Annotated in this window: 13 protein-coding genes and 1 pseudogene; 7 read left to right on the top strand and 7 right to left on the bottom strand. The window is 47.1% G+C overall.

Features of this window, described 5'->3' with window-relative positions; all coding sequences use genetic code 11:
• Positions 1-45: 45 nt before the first annotated feature.
• Positions 46-1,104, top strand: coding sequence for a zinc-binding dehydrogenase (locus tag AC0YN3_RS20050; RefSeq protein ID WP_475776740.1), 1,059 nt, complete (start codon positions 46-48; stop codon positions 1,102-1,104).
• Between the two features lie 158 nt (positions 1,105-1,262).
• Here AC0YN3_RS20050 and AC0YN3_RS20045 read toward each other — a convergent pair whose 3' ends face one another.
• Together AC0YN3_RS20045 and AC0YN3_RS20040 are read right to left on the bottom strand one after the other, a co-directional pair.
• On the bottom strand, positions 1,263-2,849 hold the full coding sequence (locus tag AC0YN3_RS20045) for a glycoside hydrolase family 3 protein (protein ID WP_475776739.1): 1,587 nt from the start codon (positions 2,847-2,849) through the stop codon (positions 1,263-1,265).
• A gap of 60 nt (positions 2,850-2,909) precedes the next feature.
• Entirely contained in the window at positions 2,910-5,282 is a 2,373-nt protein-coding gene (locus AC0YN3_RS20040) for a helix-turn-helix domain-containing protein (RefSeq protein ID WP_475776738.1), read from the bottom strand.
• A gap of 289 nt (positions 5,283-5,571) precedes the next feature.
• On the opposite strand from AC0YN3_RS20040, the gene AC0YN3_RS20035 reads away from it, so the two are divergent.
• From AC0YN3_RS20035 to AC0YN3_RS20020, 4 genes are all read left to right on the top strand, one after another.
• On the top strand, positions 5,572-6,669 hold the full coding sequence (locus tag AC0YN3_RS20035) for an SGNH/GDSL hydrolase family protein (RefSeq protein WP_475776737.1): 1,098 nt from the start codon (positions 5,572-5,574) through the stop codon (positions 6,667-6,669).
• Positions 6,670-6,734: 65 nt separating this feature from the next.
• Complete coding sequence (locus AC0YN3_RS20030; protein ID WP_475776736.1) at positions 6,735-8,177, top strand: L-fucose/L-arabinose isomerase family protein; 1,443 nt, start codon at positions 6,735-6,737, stop codon at positions 8,175-8,177.
• Positions 8,174-10,654 carry a hypothetical protein gene (locus AC0YN3_RS20025; protein ID WP_475776735.1) on the top strand — a complete coding sequence of 827 codons (2,481 nt, stop codon included), beginning with the start codon at positions 8,174-8,176 and terminating at the stop codon, positions 10,652-10,654. The genes AC0YN3_RS20030 and AC0YN3_RS20025 overlap by 4 nt, the downstream gene beginning before the upstream one ends.
• Positions 10,655-10,705: 51 nt before the next feature.
• Complete coding sequence (locus tag AC0YN3_RS20020; RefSeq protein ID WP_475776734.1) at positions 10,706-11,803, top strand: SGNH/GDSL hydrolase family protein; 1,098 nt, start codon at positions 10,706-10,708, stop codon at positions 11,801-11,803.
• 366 nt (positions 11,804-12,169) lie between these two features.
• Here AC0YN3_RS20020 and AC0YN3_RS20015 read toward each other — a convergent pair whose 3' ends face one another.
• Both AC0YN3_RS20015 and AC0YN3_RS20010 read right to left on the bottom strand, forming a co-directional pair.
• Positions 12,170-13,216 (bottom strand): S-layer homology domain-containing protein, encoded by a 1,047-nt coding sequence (locus AC0YN3_RS20015; protein WP_475776733.1) that lies wholly within the window; start codon positions 13,214-13,216, stop codon positions 12,170-12,172.
• Positions 13,217-13,330: 114 nt separating this feature from the next.
• Positions 13,331-15,343, bottom strand: a complete 2,013-nt coding sequence (locus AC0YN3_RS20010) for a cohesin domain-containing protein (protein WP_475776732.1) — start codon at positions 15,341-15,343, stop codon at positions 13,331-13,333.
• A gap of 463 nt (positions 15,344-15,806) precedes the next feature.
• On the opposite strand from AC0YN3_RS20010, the gene AC0YN3_RS20005 reads away from it, so the two are divergent.
• Both AC0YN3_RS20005 and AC0YN3_RS20000 read left to right on the top strand, forming a co-directional pair.
• Complete coding sequence (locus AC0YN3_RS20005) at positions 15,807-16,544, top strand: S-layer homology domain-containing protein (protein ID WP_475776731.1); 738 nt, start codon at positions 15,807-15,809, stop codon at positions 16,542-16,544.
• A gap of 249 nt (positions 16,545-16,793) precedes the next feature.
• Positions 16,794-17,092: pseudogene (locus tag AC0YN3_RS20000) on the top strand (IS3 family transposase); the annotation flags it as partial.
• A gap of 131 nt (positions 17,093-17,223) precedes the next feature.
• Here the strand turns inward: AC0YN3_RS20000 and AC0YN3_RS19995 are convergent.
• The 3 genes from AC0YN3_RS19995 to AC0YN3_RS19985 form a co-directional block, all read right to left on the bottom strand.
• Positions 17,224-18,111, bottom strand: coding sequence for a carbohydrate ABC transporter permease (locus tag AC0YN3_RS19995; RefSeq protein WP_475776801.1), 888 nt, complete (start codon positions 18,109-18,111; stop codon positions 17,224-17,226).
• Between the two features lie 52 nt (positions 18,112-18,163).
• Complete coding sequence (locus tag AC0YN3_RS19990) at positions 18,164-19,102, bottom strand: ABC transporter permease (protein ID WP_475776800.1); 939 nt, start codon at positions 19,100-19,102, stop codon at positions 18,164-18,166.
• Between the two features lie 130 nt (positions 19,103-19,232).
• Positions 19,233-20,915, bottom strand: coding sequence for an ABC transporter substrate-binding protein (locus AC0YN3_RS19985; protein ID WP_475776730.1), 1,683 nt, complete (start codon positions 20,913-20,915; stop codon positions 19,233-19,235).
• Between the last annotated feature and the right edge of the window lie 19 nt (positions 20,916-20,934).

Genomic DNA, 20,934 nt, shown 5'->3' with positions numbered 1-20,934 from the left:
CGTTTCATAGGCATATTGCTTGTTAATAAAGGGAGGAAAGCAGCTATGACGACTGTTCATGCAATCGTATTTGAAGATACAAACAAGGTGGGCTTCGGTACATTTACGTTACCTGAGATGAATGACAATCAAATGCTTGTAAAAACACGCTATACCTTTGTTTCAAGCGGAACGGAAACACGAGTCCTGAGTGGCCATTATGGCGCTTCTGGCAAATTTCCATTAATTCCTGGGTATGCGGCTGTCGGCGAGGTAGTCCAGATAGGCGTGAATGTAAAGGGTTATCGTGTTGGCGACCTGCTGAGCTACAACCCGCAAACGGGTCCGAAGGATATTTATTCGCAATGGGGAGGGCAGGCGAGCATGCATCTGGTTGGAGGGGAGGATAAGCCTATTCTGCTGCCAAAAGGGTCTGATCCCTTGGACTATGTCGTTAGCCAAGTGGCGGCGATCAGCCTGCGAGGCGTTATGGCAGCGCAGCCACAGCGGGATGAATGTGCGGTGGTCATCGGGCAAGGCGTCATTGGAGCTTTCTCCGCGGGTCTTCTAGCCAACCAAGGATGCCGGGTCATTGCTGTTGATTTGTCGGAGTCTAGACTTAAGCGTTCCTTGAGTTATGGGGTTCACGCTTGTGTTCAGGCTACTGACCCAGATGCCTTGGAGCGTATACTTGCCTATTGCGATGGCGGTGCAAACCTTGTTATTGAAGCTTCAGGCTCCTCGCATGGCGTAACGCTTGCCCATAAGCTGATCCGCAAAACGCCAAATGTGTATCGTGATCCGAAAACGTATTATGTGAACCCGATTTCAGGTATTGTTGGGCATTGGCCGCGCATTGTCTATCAAGGCACGTACATAGAGAAGCTAAGCCTAGATCCAAGGGCTGACTTGAATGCGGAAGGCGTTCTCCTTCTCATGCCTGGAGACCGGGGGACGGAAGATCGGTTGAATGCCGTGGAGGCTATTCGGAGTAGAGTGATTGATCCTAGGCTTTATATCGATCGCGTTGTCCCTTATACCGAAGCAGCATCAGCATACGAACAATTGCGTCTACACCCGAATGATGTCTTCTCCGTCGTATTTGATTGGGCTTCAAAACGATAAAAGGAAAAGGCCGAGCATGTAACAGATGGATCTGTTAACATGTTCGGCCTTTTATTCAAATATAGGAAAGGATATGATTTCGCCATCCTTTCTCTATATTTCTCGGAATGAAACGCGCCGCGCCGCCAAAAGACGGCGACAGCCGTTTCACTTTGTTATTAATCGTGGGCAACCAGCTCTCGATTCATCGGTATTTTGCCTGTGATTGCCTGCAGCAGGTAGCTGGCGGTACCGTCGATATCCCCATACGTGTTCACGATGGTGTCGATCGAGGCTTCGTATTCCTTATGAACGAAAGAGTGGAAGTGGGAAACAAAAATAATCGGCGTATCAAACTTTGTCCAGCCGCCCATCATGTTTCTTGCTACTTCGTCATGCAGCCGAACGACATTCAGCCCGTAGCTCAGGCGGCTGCCGATGGAGCAAAAAATGACATCGTACGCTTTGTCGGCAACGGCCTTAAACAGGGCGTCGGGACCGGGATCGATCCATTGATCCACCGAATCGGAATAACGGCCAATCTCCCGTTTCATCTTATCCAATAATTCCCCGTAACGCTCGTGATTGTTCATAATGACGGCATGTAAAACTTTTGTCTCCGGCAGCAGAGGATAGGGGATCAAACTTGCACGGTCTCTAACGAGCGTAATGCTTTGTTTCATGACGGTTTCTGCCAATGCCGCATGAGCCGCTTTATCGGGTGACCGCTTTATGGAGGCAGATGGCATGTCTTGGAAAAGGCCAAATTGCTCCTTGAGCGACACAATTCTGCAAGCCCGGTCTCGGAGAGTCTCAAGAGACAAGCTGCCGCTATGGAATCGATTTTCCATCTCAATATAGAAACGCTCGTCCATTCTGGGAAACAGCAGCATGTCGCAGCCATTGGTAAGTGCCGCCGCGCAAGCATCATAGTAGTTCATGAAGCCGACAACGCCGCCCATCTCAATCGCGTCCGACACGACCAGCCCCTCAAAGCCCATTTCATTTCTCAGCAAATCAATCAGCAGTCTTTTCGATATGGTCGCAGGCGGATACAGTCCGCGATCATCCGGTTCGTCAAAGGCGGGGAACCCAATATGCCCTGGCATTAACGCCATAGCACCTTGATCGATCAGCGCTTGGAAAACGCGTCCGGGGCCGTTTCTCCACGTATCGGCATCCAGCGGAATGGCCGGTGTCGTCAGATGCTGATCCCAAGAGGAATAGCCGTCGCCGGGGAAGTGCTTAATCGTAGCCATCATGCCGTGATCCTGCAATCCTGTCATATAAGCCCCGGCTATCTTAATCGCTTGCTCGGGATTCTTCCCTGCGCTTCGTATGCTGACAACCGGACTGTCAGGATCTACAGCGAGGTCTGCCACCGGCGAGAATGTCCAATTGTAGCCAAGCTCTCCGGCTTCTATCGCAGTACTTGTGCCAACCTCGTAAGCGAGCTCTGCCGAATTTGCCTGGCTAAGTCCCATCATATAAGGAAATTTCGTCGCGCCTAGTATCATATTGCCGGGACCGCATTCGAGATCGCTAACAATAAAAGGAGGGATGCTGCAAGCGCTTTTAAAACGTTCGATAATGTGCTGTAATGCTGTCCGCTCCATGGGATGAAAGAACATCGCTCCGAATTCTTCCAGCCGCTCTTTGCCAACCATGCCATAGGTCGGGCAGCATACTTGGTTCAATAATTGTCTGAATGAAAGGGTTCCCACTAAGCTTTTGGCAGTTTCCGTTTGGTTTATCCTGAATTTCATCGACAGGTCTCCTTCGTTTGTTGTAGGCTTTGAGCATTCATAGTCCGATAACTAGCAATCTCATTCGTTTTTAGGGATTTTTAATTGTTTGACATTGTGTTTTAACGCATATTCTTTAGGGGTTATGCCAAAATGCTTTTTAAATAAGCTAAAGAAATAGGTTTCGTTTAACACACCTACTTTCTCTACGATTTCACGTACGCTATTCTCATTCTCGGAAAGGTATTCTGCTGCTTTGGCCAGCCTTGTTTCATTTATATAGTCGGCAACGGATACATGCATAGCATCTTTAAAGAGATTAGCTAGACGCCTTTGGGATATTTTCATAATAGAGGCAATGGATGCTAAACAAAGAGACGGATCTTGGAAATGGGTCTCGATATACTCGGCTACCGTTTCTACAACGTAATGATTGACTTTGTTTGTGGTACCTTCTGACTTCGTGTGCAAGGATTCTTTAATCGCGCCAAAGATTGTTTCGCGGATGCTGTTTAATGTCTCTTTCTCCATGAGCTGAAGCGAAAAGCTCGACAGGTCAATAAGTAGAGAGGGCGTTGCCGCATCCGGGCTGGATTCTAACGTCTTCTTGGTCGTTTCCAAAAGCCGGAAGGTTGAAGCAAGCGCATTATAATAGTTGAGCTGGCTTATATCGGCGAACAGCCGCCTCATAGCGTCCTCAATGTCGTCTATACTGCGTTTACGAAGAGCTTCCTGTAAGCGAGCTTCCAGATTTTTGGCATATCCTGTTTTTTGATTGTTTTCATTGAGCAGCAATCTCTCGGTATCCAGAATAGAATGATGGCCATAGATAAAGCGGTAAACGGTTTGATCCAGTGCTTTATTATAGAGGGTATGCAACGAGTCAATCGTATTCGATATCGGACTGATTGACGCAGTAAACGTAATTTTATAAAACTGGTGAACAAATTGTTGCGCTTCTTGAATGAATGTTGTTAAGTCGGTTTCAAAGCGCTCATGCCCTTGAGGAATGCTAAGGATGAGAACGACGTGATCATCCTTTAAATCAAGGCCTTCATTGATATAGGCCCTTGAAATCCATTCCGATGTAACGTTAATCATAGCGTAGCGAATCGTTTCCTTATCCTTGGAAGAAAAGCTTCTCTGGAAATCTTTATAGTTGTCTATTTTCAAAAGTAAAACCGCATAGGACTGATCCAAGGGTAAACTTATTTTCATTTCAAGAAAGATGCTTTCTAGCTCAGCGGCATCCATTTTTAGATTCTCGGTCAATATGCGGTTTAACCAATAGTGCTTCATCACGTCGCCGTATTGGTAAATCTGTTTGTCATAAAGGTTTAATTTTTCCATGGATTGCTTATACACATAGTCCAAATAGGAAATTTCGTCGCCTTTTCCTCTTTGCTCAAAGGTATGGAGGCGTCCAGATGATATGGTCTGCACTAAATTGCCAATCGGGCTATAGATTTTGCGTGAAATGCTGACGGAAATGACAATCGCCATCACAAGGAAAATGAGCGTGATAAAGATGATACTCGTCTTAAAGCCTTGAATATAACCATACACTTCCAAGGTCGGTTGAATCTTCAACAACGTCATGTTAATGCTATCGAGATAAAGGTAGGTTATTAAATACTGCGTGTCCATGTATTTACTTTTAAACGAGCTGTCAGCTTCTAAAGAGGCAGCCTTTTTGGTGTGATTTAAAACTTCCTCCTTCAACCACTTTAATTTATCCGCGTTTTCTTGGTTTTCATCCACATCGGTATAGTCGCCGTGCTGATCCAGGAGATAGATGTTATTTCCTTGCTGTCGATCAACACTATTAATTTGCTTAATATTGCCAAGCAGCCATTCGGGTTTGACATTGATAACGACGGCACCGTCCGGTTTTTCGCTGTTCATTGCGGTTTCATACATAAAATAGGAAAGAACACGTTCACTTCGGTTCGTTTCATTTACTACTTTTTGGATATCGCGAAAAATAGGTTTCAATTTCGGCAGCAGCTGATCGGAATTGTATAGCGCTAACAATTGTGGATCATTGAAAAAAATGGGAGAGCCTGCATTGTAAAATTGGTCAAGGTTGCGATTATACACACTGATGGAATGTATGTAGGGATAAGAGGACGTTAGCGAGTTAACGACATTGTTCAGGCGCGTGATGACGTCAACGATATTTTCCTGCTCCGCGTACATGATGGAAGTAATGTCGTTATTAATATAGAGGGATTGCGTGAGCCGGCTCATCGTTTCATTCATGATATTCGTATTGTATTTGACCTGTAGCAGTATTTTTTTGCTATTGTCCGCTTCCTTCTTAATCATTAAGTTTTGCGCATTCAGATAAATGATGACAGACAGAATGCCAACGATGCAAAGAACGGATGCGCTGATCCACAAGACGATTTTAAAAAGAAAGCTTTTAGATGCGAATAAATGGGTTAGTTTCATTAATGGTCTTGCTCCTCCCATGCCTTGTAGAAGTGAGAATAGCTCATATAAAAGTAAATGTAAATACGATTTGCGTATCTCATAGTAACGAACATAAATCATATAGATTCTGGGCAAATACCATCACGATTAAAATGGGTTCCACACAATCGCTCCGCTACGATTTTTAGAGGTTTCGACGTATTTCAAAGTATACATTCTAGCGTGCGTTAGCTACGTTTAGACTAACGGTTTGGCTGCTGCCTTGAGGGCTCGCCATACTCGAAATTCACGTGGAGATGAATGCAAAATGGAGACAATACAGCTTCGAGGACGTTTGACGCAAGTTAAGAGCAAGCTGCAAACGGGACAATTAACGTTGGGTTTCATTGGTGGATCCATTACGGAAGATGGCAGCTTAATGCCGAATTGGCCGGAGCCGGTCGCGCGTTGGTTTGTAGAAACGTTTCCGTACGCACGCATCAAAGTGGAGAACGCTGCGATAGGTGCGACAGGCAGCGATTTGGCTGTATTCCGTGCCGAGCGGGACTTGATCAACCATCAATGTGATCTGGTTTTTATTGAATTTGCCGTCAATGACTACATGACGCCTCCTGAACTTCGGATGAGAGCGAGAGAGGGGTTAATCCGCAAGCTGCTGGCAGACGGACGAAGCGAGCTCGTATTCATCTATACCTACTCTCAGAAAATGTACGAGGACATGTCCGAGGGGAATGTTCCTGCCAGTATCGCCGAATTTGAAGAGCTAGCGGAACATTATGGCATCAGCACGGTTTGGGCTGGGCTGCATGCCTGGCAGGAAGTGAAGCTGGGCCGCATGACTTGGGACGAGTGGCTGCCGGATGGGCTGCATCCTAAACATCGGGGCAGTCTGAGCTATGGGCAGTGCGTCATTGCTTATTTGGAACAGGAATTGCTAACGGATCTCAATACGCGAAATGGCGTATCCGATAAACCGCTCGCAACGCCGCTTAATGTGAATCATTGGGGGCATGCGGATACGCTCTCATTCGATGAGGTTCAGTTGGAAGGACCATGGATGACTAGACGCGCAAGGGCTCACTTGCCTTGGGTGGATCACATGCTGAGCACTTCCGCGGTTGGTGCGAAGCTATCCTTTTCGTTTACGGGAAGAGGGCTTGCGTTAGCTTTCGATTTTGGCAAAAAGTCAGCGGAATTCACCTATAAGCTGGACGATGGGCCGGCGATCACGACTTGCCGCGATCGGCCTAGTTGGTGCGCAGACGGAGGCTGGTTCCAAATCTATTGGATCGCGAATGAGCTGGAGGATGGGCTGCACCATGTTGAACTCGAGGTCGTTCACGGCAATAGAGCGGACTGTACAGGCACGAATTTTCATTTGGCATTAATCGGAATAGTGAGATAGGGCTGGTCTCAGAGATCGCGAAAATAAAATTTAGAAGAAAAACAAGATAAGGGAGATGAAGGGGAATGAGTCATTTAGTTCAAAAAGCAAAAGCGCGTGTCGGCGTGATCACCGTGGGGCACGAGCCGTATTGGGCACAATTTCCGGGATTAAAGGAGGAACTTGAGGGCTATGGCCGTGAATTTGAGGAAATGCTCCGGGGGCAAGACGTCGAGGTTGTGTCGGGGGGCTTCGTTGATGGCGTAGATAAGTCTTTCGCAGCATCGTCTTATTTGAAGACCCAAGACGTTGATTTCCTATTTTGCTTCTTGAGCACCTATGTGACGTCATCGACGGCGGCTACTCCGATCCTGAATTTGTCTGTTCCAACGGTACTTGTCGCCTTGCAGCCAAGAAAGCGTCTGGACTATCGCAATACGACGACCTATATGCAGTTAGTTAACGATAATATTTGTTCCCTTCCCGAAATCGGCGGTGTACTCGTGCGAGCGGGAAAACCCGCGGCGGGAATGATCGTAGGAACGCTCTATGACGATGAACGTGCGATGAAGGAATTAAGGGACTGGTGCCTGGTCGCTAATGCGCAGAAAGCATTCAAATATGCCAAAATCGGCTATCTGGGGCATACCTATGAGGGTATGTATGATATGAACTCCGATCCGACCGCTTTCACGGCTTCCTTCGGTGCGCATGTGCAAATGCTCGAAATGTGTGATTTGGCCAAGCTCGTCAATGGCGTAACGGCTAAGGAAACGGCTGATAAATTGGACGAAATTAATAGCGTATTCAAAATATCTGACCCCTTTATCGATCCGGTGACCAGACCGATCAAGCAGGAGGATCTCGATTGGTCAGCCAAAGTCGCGGTTGGGCTGGATAAGCTGATCGTAGAATACGGGTTAACGGGCCTTGCCTATTATTACCGGGGCCTCGACAATAATGAATATGAACGGATCGGATCGAATATGGTGCTCGGCAACTCGCTGTTGACAGGCAAAGGAGTACCGCTTGCCGGAGAAGCCGATTTGAAGACATGCGCAGCGATGTTGATTATGGACCGTCTAGATGCAGGGGGTTCATTCGCGGAGCTGCATCCTTGTGACTTCGTCGACGATATTGTCCTCGTCGGGCATGATGGCCCTCATAATATTAAGATTAGCGACGGCCAGCCGATCATTCGCGGATTGGATTTGTTTCACGGTAAAAGCGGATCTGGCATCGGCGTAGAGTTCAGCATCAAGTCAGGACCTGTTACGCTGCTCAGTATTTCACAAACCGCTAACGGCAAATACAAGATGATCGCCACGGAAGGCGAATCCATTAAAGGGGAAATCCCGCAGACCGGAAATACGAATACACGCTGTAAATTTAACTACAGTGTTTCAGAATTCGTGGAAAAATGGTGCTCAGCAGGTCCAACGCATCACTTTGCGCTTGGCGTGGGGCATGTGGGTTCAAAGATCCGCAATGTTGCCAAGGTGCTAGGCATCGAGGTGGAAATCATATGACAGCACTTGTAAAACCGAAGCATGCCTTGCAAAGAGTCACGCTGGAAATGAGCCTGAAGCCTTTCAAGAGCACGGCACCAGAGGCCATCGAAGCGGTATGCGCGGAGGCCATCCGCCAGTGGCTTCCCCTGATCGGCATGGCGGACAGCTGTTCCATGCTGCTGTGGGTCGCCGATGGAAGCGAGATTCTAGTCTGGGATGGCGACTTCCAGCGCGAGATTGAATGGGCCCGTTATGTCGGATACGCCAATGAGCAGTTTTTCGCCCAGCTTAAGGAGGACACGGATCCGCGAATCGCGCAGCCATACCTCAGCGAAACAGCAAAAATCACCTACGGTGATTTGCAATGCATAATCGCTTCGTTCAAAAGAATTGCAGCTGAGCGTTATGGCATCCGCATGGAGGTAGGAGCGACTTTTGACGCTGGACCTGAATTTGCCTACTCCGATTTCAAATATAAGCATCACCCGGAAATCAATCTTGCTGAAGTGAATGGGCAATTCATCTCGTTGAAAGCGGATTACACGGTCGTCTGCGGTTGGTCGAAGCTGAAAGAAGATCATGTGGATTATGCAGCTTATCCTGGCGGCATTCCCGAAGGCACGCCATTCGGCGAGTTTCTGGGGCGGCAGTGTGCAAGCTTTTTGCCGGCATTAGGCTTTGATTATATTTGGTTTTCCAACGGATTCGCGGTGTCGTACTTTCCATGGACGTATCTAGGTGCTAATTACGATGGCAAGCAGCTTGGCATGGTCCAGTACGAAGAGCTATCGACCAAAACGCTGTCGTTCTGGGAAATATTCAAGCAAGAATGCCCGGATTATCGAACAGAAGTCAGAGGGACCAACTACGGTACAGGTATGGATCTAGCCAAAGACTGTATTCCCTTACTGGATCTGTATGAGAGAGGCTATGTTGAATTCCCGCCGCCAAACTCGCCTTGGGGAGCGCTAAACTATGATTTCGGTTTGGAGCTTACGGGCTATATGTCACGTATAGCGATGCTTCCGAGCCAGACCTACTTATTCCGCTTTTATGCCAATGATCCATGGTTCTGGCAAAATCCGTGGTGGGATTTGTACGATCGGGAACCGCATGATATTTATTGCCCGCTCACCGTCGCTCGAATGAACGCGAAGGGAGAGGTAGAGAGCCCGGGTGTCGTACAAATTTTGACCATCGACACGGAAAAAGGCGAGCTGGATGAAGATATCCCGATGGAGGTTATTCCTCATATTAAGAAGGCCTTCAAGGATGCACCCGACCAGCCGGGAATTTTAACGTGGTTGTATCCGTTTCGAGAGCTGCATGAAGCAATGGCTGAATCAGAAGAGCATTCGAGCGACGCTTTCTTCCATGATTGGTTCGTGCGCAATGCGATTAACCAAGGCTTGCCGCTGAACACGGTTGTTAGCACGGATGACTTTTTCGCGATGAATGACGATGCGATCCATAAGCTTCAGGATATGATTTTATTTACATCGGCTTTTTGGATCAAAGGGGAGAAAGCGCTGCGAGTCATCGAGTATGTCCGTAACGGAGGAAAGATCATTTTTTATGGACGTGTCGAAGATCCGGAGCTGCGCAAACTGTTGAATCTCGGAAACGAGCATGGGCTTGAAGGTGACTTTTCCGTTAACCTTACCTTGCCAAGAGATTCGATCAAGAACGGTGAGCATGCAAGCGGAGACGGAAACCAAAAATTGTACCATCACTCGGTCATTTCAGGCGGTGGGTTAAGCGATGTTGTGGACGACCAGGCTGATCGCAATACACTCGTGCATGCAAGCGTGAATCAGTTAGGGCTGGAACGCGTATTTGCGCTAACTAGAGATTTACCTGAATGGAATGGAGGAAAAGCAGGGTGGGTACGCGGCTCGCTGCCTTTCCAGCCTGCAGGCGTCACGCATTTGCCGGTTCGGCAGGAGAAGGAATTTGTGGATTCCTCCCTATTTGTACGCTATCTCCTGCAACCATTTGGTTATTCTTTGTACCAGTCAAAGGAAGATGCAGCCTCTGAATCGGCATTGCTGTTCATCACAAGGAATGATAACGCCTTTATCCTTACCGGCTGCAAGCAGGATACGTCCGTGGGGCTTCAGCTTCAATTCCCTGATGGTGCCCCTCTGATCGTTGGACAGACTGCAATGATTGGGGAAGGAACGGCTGCTTATGCGCTTGACCGAACGTTTCACGATGAATGCCGCTTGTTTGTTAACCAAAAGCAAACCTCTCGCGTTACATGCAGGGAGAATCAGCCTGTTCCAACACCGAAGAAGCGAGGGCGCACGCACCGTACGATAAGCGTTTACAATCTAATAGAGGCTGAATTGACCATTTATCCCCCTCTTGCCCAGCTGCAAGCAGGCAGCGTGGAAGTGACGATCGGCGAACAAGCTGTGGATTTAACCGGTAAAGTAACCGGAAATCGTATTCGATTAACTCAAATGAGCGGGAACGTTGATATTTCATGGTAAATCGTGTAGTTACTAAATATAATCCGTCATGTGAAAGGCTGGTGAGAATGGATGAATGCATCAAGGGAGAATGAGAAAGAGATACTGGATCAAAATATGAAAATAGATATGGATATGGGCAGCGACTGGAAATGGCACTCGCCCCGTCATGAACCCTTTCGGATAACGGGACTGCCTTGGCTTGAACAAGACGGGGTATATCGAAGATTGCCACTCGAGCCAAGCCATCCGATTCGCTCAGAGGTTGACCGGCTTGCGAATTATACGGCTGGCGTGCAAATTCGCTTCCAGACAGATTCACCGAAGCTTTCCGTAAGAGTCGTTTTGGCTGACAGGGCAACCATGTACCAAATGCCTGCCACTGGTCAATGTGGCGTTGATTGCTACTTCGGTACAGCCGGAAATCAACAGTATGTCAATACCACTCGTTTTGATCATTCGAAAGAGGAATACGAATCCGTCCTGTATGAATCCCTGCCAAGGGAAATGCGGGATATCACACTTAATCTACCGCTCTATCAAGGGGTGAAGGAACTTTGGATAGGGCTTAATCCTTCTTCTACTGTAGCTGGATTTCCTGGGTTTGCAAGCAGCAAGAAGGTTCTTATTTACGGAACCTCCATCACTCACGGGGCTTGTGCCTCTAGGCCTGGTATGGCGTATCCCAACATTCTAAGTCGGAAATTACCGATTGAAATGGTGAATCTTGGCTTCTCTGGCAATGCGCAAGGCGAGCCGGAGCTAGCCCATTTAATCAGCCAAATCGAAGAGCCGGCGTTGCTTGTTCTGGATTATGAGGTGAATACGCCTAGTACAGAACGGCTTAAGGAATCATTGCCTGAATTTATCCGGATTTATCGTTCCCGCCATCCCGAAGTGCCCATTCTCGTCATCACGCAGATCCGATTGCCGATAGAAGCGTTTGACGTAAACATGCTTCGCCTTCGCGAGGAACGCAAACAGCTTCAACTGGAAAATGTTAAGCGATTGCAGCAGGAAGGGGATGCTAATCTCCACTTCTTCGATGGTTCAGAGCTGTTAGGCGCGGATTATCAGGAATGCACCACTGATGGCGTTCACCCTTCTGATTTAGGCTATTTCCACATAGCGGAAACGCTTAGCCCTATTATTGCTAAACTGATTTTTTAACAGCTTTAGTGACCAGCTATTAGCTGAACAGGAAAAAAACCGTCCAACATGTGGCGGTTTGCATGCTGTACAGTCCACATCTTTTGTTCAGGGGTGTGGACTTTTTTGTGGCTGCGATCCTAGTCTATAAACAGTTGGGGTAACGCCTACGTGTTTTTCGAACTTGCCGCTAAAATAGGTGGTCAAGACCCCATTTAGTGGACATTGGAAAAAGCCCTAAGCAACAAGCTGGCGCCGGTACTCAATCGGTATCAGCTTGTTTAGTTTGCTCTGTGCTCATAAAGCCTGTTTTTACATAAGAACGACCCTGCTAGGAGTCGATTCTTAGTGTATAGACAGGCTATAACGCTTGAAGCCAAATGAAGGTCAGTTGACGGTGGACGTTGAAGAAACGCGGTCTACTATTCTTAGAATCAAGGTAACAGATTCGGCCCGAGTCGTATAACCGGCTGGCACAAACTTGTTATTGCCCCTTCCCTTTACTATGCCTATGTCCGTAGCTGTCGCAATGGCTGGGTAAGCCCAATCAGGAACTTGGTCCGCATCATCATAGGAGAGTGGAGGTTTCAAATCCATCTTGTCTTCGTACCCTAGTACACGCATCAGCATGACTGTGATCTCGGAACGAGTTAACCATTGTGAAGGTCTGAACGTCGCATCTTCGTATCCTTTAACCAATCCGGCAGCTGCTGCATGCGAAACATGGGGTTTAGCATACTCAGGGATTTGCCCATGGTCCTTAAAAGATTGTGCCAGGTCTGTTTGGGAAGACAGAGCGAGCGCTCTTGAAAGCATCGTAGTGAATTGAGCGCGGGTTATCTCATCCTGCGGAGCGAATCTGCCATCCGGATATCCGTTGATCCAGCCCATCTCCGTCGCCCTAACAATGTTTTCCTCGGCCCAGTGGTCTTTAATGTCAAGATAGTTAATCGGACTGTTTTTAGAAATGTTGACCTTTAACAACATGCCGGGCTCTGCGGTTGTGCTGCCACCCACGCTGTCAACCAGCTTGACACGTGTTAATTGAATGGTGGCATCGCTTTGACTGATGGCTTCGAATCGCAACGAAGCGAAGCGTACTTGTCCGCTCTTTCCCTTCGTATTGCCAACCGTAGTGTGGGCGAATGTAATTTTTCCGTTTTCGACGATCGGAGGGACCGTGAAACCTCCCCAAGTAGTGGATGCTTGACGGAATTTTAACACCTTAGGATCGAAGGATAGACGAAGCTCGTATCCATATACGTCCTTCGCGCTATGGCCTTCAACAGTGACCACTACTTCATCGCCAACTTTTGCTTTGCTGATGGAACTGCTTAGTGAGAAAGTGGTTTTGTCCTCGGCGTATGTCATGGCCGGCAAAATCGTGAATAGCAGAAACGTGGATAGGATCAGCAGCAATATTCGAATCTTCAAGCGAATCGTCTCCCTTGTTCATAGAAATCGGAAATAGGAATGGATAGGCAAGGGACAGGTCCAAGGGTATCGGCCGTATCAAGCCTTGGCGATACCCTTGGGCAATGATAACCTTTATTTTTTCAGAATGAGACGTGCCAGAGCGGAAAGATCCTCAATGTCGATTGTACCATCAGCATTGATGTCGTACTTTTTCACTTGATTCCAATCCGGACTAGTTGAGGATTTGCCATAGGCTTTAGCGACTAGAGCCAGGTCGCCAACGCTTACTCTGTCGTCGCCGTTGATGTCGCCTGGTACAGTCGGTTTGCGAATCTCAACCGTATGCGTATCTCCACCAGCTTCCACTTCTACTCCTTCGCCGTCGGCAAGCACGAGCAGCGTGACTTCGATATTCGAAATTCCGGCTGTTTCCTTGGCTTTGAAGCTTAGCTTAATGAGATCCTTGTTCGGATCGTTTGCGCTATCATTCAAATGGATGCCGAGAATCCGTATGATTCCTTCTTGCTCATCCGTATCTACAATTTTGAATTTTTCTGAATCCAACGATACGGGCTGACCGACAAGGTCCAGCTTAACCGCATCGTATTTGATCGTAATGTCTTGCGCATACACGTCCTTCTTCACGTACTGCAGACCGTAGGTGACGTCGAATTGTTGTCCTGGCTGCACCAATGCTGGGCCTGACAGAGTTGCGGAAGCGGTGACAACTGTCACCTTAGCAGCTACTTTCTCAACAATTCCTTCAATCGTACCCGTCGCCTCAAAAACTCCTGGCGCGTTATAGAGCTGTGGATTAATTGCATCCCATACAACGGGACGGTCTTCAGTAGCAATCCCCGTAGCGCTGTGATTGACATCTACAGCCACCGTTTCAGGGAGAACTGGAGCAACTCCGGGTTCTGTTGCAACTTCCACATTGGCTACCCCTCTAATTTTGCTTTGGGAGAATAACCAATCGATAAGCATGCCGCGCTCCGGATGTACGTATTCGTTGTAGACCGGAAGCCAAACGGAGTGCCCATCGAATCTGTGGCCGTTATAAGGGGGATCAAGCAACTGGTTAAAAGGAATGATGGTCAACAGGGAGTCGTTCCAATAAGGCGAGTAGGTTTTGTTCGTATTCACTACAGAGTTGTACAAGAAATCTTCTGCATCAACAAAAGTCCACAGCGGCAAATGGGCTACTTTTAAAGCATTTTCCACATTGCCAGGTCCACCCGCAGGACATAAAGGCGCAGCCGCAGCAGCAAAGTCGGGGAAAGTCTGCAGGAAGGTCCAGGTGGAGCCTCCGCCCATCGAGAACCCGGTAATATAGATTCGGTTCGGATCAACCTTGCCCGCATCGATCATGCCATCGATGATAGCTTTAACTTTATGCATGCTTTGGACAGTTGTTGCATTACGCGGTGCTAAAACATGAGTAGGATACTTGGCTTGATTGTCGGGGTTGGCCCATACGGTACCGCCGTTACTGAATCTGATAGGCGTATAGATATCGTTGCCCTGTCCGCCGCCATGGAAGAATACGACCAAAGGCAGCGGCTCCTCAGCATTCTCGTTATAGAAGTAACTGTAATCCAGCCCGTCATAGTTTGCATATTTGTATTTGTCTAGGACAGGGCTTACAGCACCGGTCTGGTTGAATGCGGGTACGATAGAGGAACCGTCCACATAATCAAGTTTGTTCCCGTTAAGTGTGATCGTATATTGCAGATCGAGGGTGTAGCCCCCATCAATCGTTGTACCGCCGTCGCCCCAACCAACGTCAGCAAAATCAACGATAATATACCGTCCGGTATCGGAAGGAGTACCGGAATCATTCACTTGGCTAGTATAAACAGCCGTGACCACGCGTGGACCGTCATAAACAACAAAATTAGCGTTGACCTTCCTAGTAGCTTTCACATGTACGTTAAAGTCCGATACAGACAGCTTGGAATTGCTTACGATTTTGCCTGCGTCAATAATGACAGCATCCGTACGCTCCTCAAAAGCAAAGTTCACATTTTTGAGAATGAACGGCAAAGTGTTTTCCGGTGTTGCTTCTGATGCGAAAGCCGAAGGTATGCTGAAAACCATTGCTAAGAGAAACAAATAAAGCGTAATGAATCTTTTCTTAAACATTGTCCATTGCTCCCTTCAAAACGAATGTTTTAGAAAGTTTCCAATTGATGCTTTTTATAGTGAATAATTTCATTCCCCCTCTTCATTTGTCATACATGTGGAAGTTTCAGGAGCTCCTTTTGTATACGCTTACAGTATATTAACTCTTTACATGAGCAACAATGTGCATTTTTTTACATACTTACCCGTTGTTTACTTAATTGAGAATTTCATTATAGAAACTCCATGACCTTTTTTTTTGCCACGGCAATTGTGATCATTTTTGTATAAATAGGCGCTATTCATTTGCCAATTGGTCTCTTTTAAAGCTATGTCAAAAAAATATTTTTTCAGCGTGAAAAATAATGGGCTCTTCGATTGTATTACTAATGTAAGGACGACATTAGGAAACCATGAGATAGCCTGGTTAATCCGAACAAGGAATAAATGCTTGAATTTTAACCAAAAACTCTACGAGGTGAAAATGATGAAAACTACATTCAAAATGATTACTCTTACCGCTGTTACCGCAATATCCTTAACCTTTGCAGGTCAAAGCTTCGCGGCTACCAAAAACTTTTCGGATATTTCGAATATCCCTGCAAAGGATAAAATTATTGCCTTACAAGAACAAGGCTTAGTCAAAGGTGTTTCGGACGACTTGTTTGCCCCGAATAACACGATCACGGCTGCGCAAGGTGTTCAGCTTATTGTGAATGCTGCGAATCTGAATCTAGATCTAGTCAGATTCCTTGTTGCACCCAAAGCTACGGATTATTTCAAAAACGCTGACAATAATGCTTGGTATGCGAATGCTTTAATTACGGCAAGCGTTAATGGGGTCGTATTACCAGCCGATCTGGATCTTAACCAGAAATGGACGCGAGAAGAGTTCACTTACCAGCTTATTAGCACGTTTGAAGCACATAGCAATTTGCCGATGATTAAGCTTGCTCCCGTTCAGATTAATGATAGCACGGAACTAACCGTTGATTATGATGGAGCCATTCAGCGCGCGCTTTCTTATAACGTAGTGAAATTAGATGAGCAGGGGAACTTCCATCCTAAAGCGGAGATTACTCGTGCCGAGGCAGCGGAACAAATCTATAATGTACTCGAATACATCAAGGCTCATCCTGCACCATCGCCACAACCAGATTCAGAAACGAACTCAAAAAGATCTCCTTCGTCAACAAGCCCGCAAATACCAGGAACCATATAGAATTTGCAAAATCGGTTTTATTATAAAGAAAAAGCGTTCTCCCTGCGTTTGAACTGTGACCCGAAAGATAGACACTTTAAGAAAAGTGCCCATCTTTCGGGTTTTTGTGTTTAGATTAAGTTTTCTAAATCAAACGAGGTATACGAACATCATGACTAAACGTAGCTGTTTCACACCTTCACAGATGAGATTACTTGAGTCGTGGCTCTTAACGCTAAGGCGGGTGCCCTCACGATTAAAATGCATCTGGAACGGGTCTTTCACTCAGATCAAAGCATGCATGATACTCATTCTCTATTTCAACAGAAAGTAAAGCATGCAGGTTTTAAACAATCCATGTCCCGAAAGGAAACTGCTGGGACAATGCGCCCATGGAGTCATTCTTTGGTCATATGAAAGTTGAGATGGATTATGAGGACTGCCAAACCATAGAAGAGCTTCGTCAAAGAGTTAACGAATACATCCTAAAGTACAACACATCTCGCTATCAATGGGGATTAAAAAAGATGACTCCTGACGAATACAGGAGCCATCTACTTTCGGCTTAACACTTTTTAATAATTGTCCACAGTCGGGGTCACAGTTCAGGATAGCCCCCTGCACCGCTTTTGATTTGGATTTTCTTCTTGTTCGTCATTTAATTTCGAAAGCTTGAGCCTCTTTGAATTGCCGTGTTGCTTTAGCCTTTTACCCCGCCAACGACCATTCCTTTGACAAAATACTTTTGCAGAAACGGATAGACCATAATAATGGGTACGCTGGCTACGATCGTCATCGTTGCGCGAACCGATGTTGGCGTAACCGCCGTTACATTTCCTTGCGCATTAGCAAAGGCATCTCCCGCCGAGCCGCCTGAACTGGTCGTAGCGCTTGATGTGGACAACACCTTCATCAATTCGTACTGCAAGGTACTTAGATTAGGCCGTGAAGAGTTGTATAAGAATACGTCAAACCAGGAGTTCCACTGGGAGACCGCTACGAACAAAGACACCGTAGCAAGCGCGGGAACGGTAAGCGGAAGCACGATACGCATAAATGTGGTAAAGTCTCCAGCGCCATCGATTTTAGCCGATTCCATGATACCCTCCGGCAAACCTTCAATGAAGGAACGTATAACAATCATATTAAACACGCCGATAATGCCCGGGATAATGTATACCCAGAAGCTGTTCAGCAATCCAAGCTCTTTGGTCAGCAGGTAGCTCGGAATCAAGCCACCGCTGAAATACATCGTAAAAATGAAAGTTATCGCTACAAACTTCTTCAATGCATATTCAGGACGGCTGATCGTATAAGCCAGCATCGCCGTACAAAACACGGAGATGACCGTCCCGATAATCGTCCGCGCCGCGGAGATAAAGGTTGCATAAAACACATTGGATTCACTAAACACATATTCAAAATTTCTTAGCGTCCACTCGCGAGGCCAAACATAAATGCTACCTCGAATCGAATCATTCGCATCGTTAAACGACAAAGCAAACATATTCAAGAAAGGGTAGAGGGTCACAATGATTAGGAAAATCATAAATATGATGTTGCACACGTCAAAAATTTTATCGCCCATCGAAAAATTTCGAGCTGATTTGGCTTGTTCCACAGCCTTAGCCTCCTTTCAATTAGTACAATCTGCTTTCGCCCATCCGTTTGGCAAGGTTGTTGGCGGCGATGAGGAAGATGAAGCTGACCACGGTTTTAAACATTCCGGCTGCGGTCGCCAAGCCAAAGTTGTTCATTTGCATGCCGTATTTCAAGACGAATATGTCTAGATTTTCCGAAAATTCAACATTGATGCCGTTACCAAGCAGGTATTGCGCTTCAAACCCGGACTCCAGAATATGACCCAGATTCATAATCAGCAAGATGATGATAACCGGCTTCATGCCTGGTAGCGTAACATGCCACATCCGTTGAAGGCGCGAAGCGCCATCCATCTCGGCCGCTTCATACTGAGTAGGGTCAATCGTCGTAATGGCGGCCAAATAAATGATCGTGTTCCAGCCGACATTTTTCCATACTTCCGTTACGCCGAGAATCCCCCAGAAATATTCGCCTACCCCTAACCAGAGAATAGGATGATCGATGAGCTGCAATCGGAGCAGCAACACGTTGACTATACCTTCGGGCGCCAGCGCGGTTTGCACGATATTTGCTGCGACTACCCACGAAATAAAATGCGGCAAGTAGCTGATCGTCTGCACCGCCCGCTTAAAGTACACTTTGCGCAGTTCATTCAGCAGAAGCGCCAGCACGATGGCCGTTACAAACCCCAGTACCAGATTGATCGAGCTCATAACGAGCGTATTGCGCAGGACGAGATAAAACTGTTGTTCCTGGAACAAAGACCTGAAGTTATCCAATCCGATCCAGGTTTGGTCGAATAGATCTTTAGCCAATCTGAATTTTTGGAAAGCAATCGTCCATCCCCAGAGCGGAAGATATTTAAATATGACGACCCAGATGAGAAAGGGCAACGACATCAGCATCAGCATTTTCTGTTTGGACAATGTTTTGAATAAGGTTCTCAGGCGCGAATCTTCAGAAGTCGATTTTGCCATCTGCACTGCATGTTTCTCCACCGATTCGTCTCCTTTCCGGCTAAAACCGTATCTCTCTAACAAGTGTAGAAGGGAAAAGTGAAGGGACTTCACCTTTCCCGGTTCCATATAATCATTCAGAAGCTGCCGCCTACCAATTTCCCGCGACGCGCTCCTTTACCTTATCGGTCATGAATTTCTCGAATCCGGCAGCACCCAGCTTGTTGAATTCCGCCATATACTCGTTCCAAGTAGATTCGAATGCTGCTTCAGAAGCAAACACCATTTTTGGATAGTATTTCTGCTGGAGATCTCCTGCTTTCTGATTGAAGATCTGCTCAGGGGAGCCTTGTTCCTTCTCGATGCTCCAAGCTGGGTACCATGGGCGCTCAACCGGTTCGGAATAGAAGCCGGAGAAGGTCTTCAGGCCGTAAGCTTTTAGCAAGGCTAAATCGCCTTCTGTGTAATTGACCGCCGCTACTTCCGGCTGGCTAGTAGGCACATGGGCGTTGCCGTCCTCGTACACCGAGTTGTTGCCGTAACGCGGCCACTCATAATCGAAATACGCCCAGCCGTACGTACGTTTAAATTCATTGTCGTTGCGGTTGGCTAATTGCTCCTTGCTCATGACGAAACGGCCTTCTTCATTTACCGAATACGTCACATCTTTCTCGCCCCATTGAAGAAGCTTCTGATTTTCATCTGTCAACATGTTGTCCCAATACTTAATGATGCGCACCGGATCCTCAGCGCTCACGGTAATTCCGAGACCGCGGTTGTTGACGAAGGAAGGAGGATCAATATAAGCATCCGTAATGCTTTCATCAAAGACAATCGGAAGCGCCACGTAACGAAGGTCGTCATTGCCCGCCGATTTCAGATTGTTCGTAGCATCGCCGATCTGCCAGGAATAGTTGGCATATCCTAGCACGCGTCCGGACGTAAGCTTAGCCAGGTACTGATCTTTGTTAGCGGTAAAGGTTTCCGGATCAAGCAAGCTTTTCCGGTTCATCTCGTTTAATGAGGCAAGCCAGCGTTTCTCGTATTCGGTTCCCATATACAGCTTGGCTTCATGGGTCTCCATGTCAACCATGACGTTGCCGTCGTTCGGATACCCGGCTAGATGCATCGGCTGGTTGGTGATGGTGAAGAACTCGCCAGGGGTGCCGGCGAACGTAAGGAAGCCAATCGTGCCTTTTCCGTCTACAGAAGGGTATTTGGCTTGATACTGCTCAATAAGATCAAAATATTGATCAAGCGTTTTCACTTTCGGATACCCGAATTCCTTCAGCACGCGGCGCTGCATCCAAAACGTACTGGACGCGTCCGGCTCCATCAAATAGCCGTTTACATTGGCAGTGAAAGGAAGGATGTAGATGTTGCCGTCCTCATGCGTAATCTTGTCCATATAATCGCCGTAGACACGCTTGATGTTAGGACCGTACTTCTCAATTAGATCATTAAGCGGGATAAACGCGCCTGCATCCAAGAGCTTAGAAAGCTCGCCTACCGGAGAGATGACATCGGGATAATCGCCCCCGGCAATCATGACACCAGACTTCGTGCTTGCATCCCCTACGACGTACTCCATCTTCCAATCGACACCTGTCTGATCTTGGAGAATCTTGCCGATGGTCGTGTTGCTGGCAATGACGTCTTTATTTGTTCCGAAGGCGAAATAATCGTATCTGACCGGGTCCGTGCTGACCTCTCCGTTCGTTCCGCCTGCATTCGTGCTGCTACCTGCTGAATTATTATTTGAGCAGCCAGCAAGGAGAATTGTCGTAGCCGTTAGAACGGCCAGGCTGTACTGCAGCCAATTTTTCTTGCGCATTGTTGAATCCCCTTTCTCT

This window comes from Paenibacillus sp. J22R232, assembly GCF_056269165.1.
The sequence above is the reverse complement of the archived record's forward strand: the minus strand, read 5'-3'. Positions and strand labels throughout refer to the sequence as shown.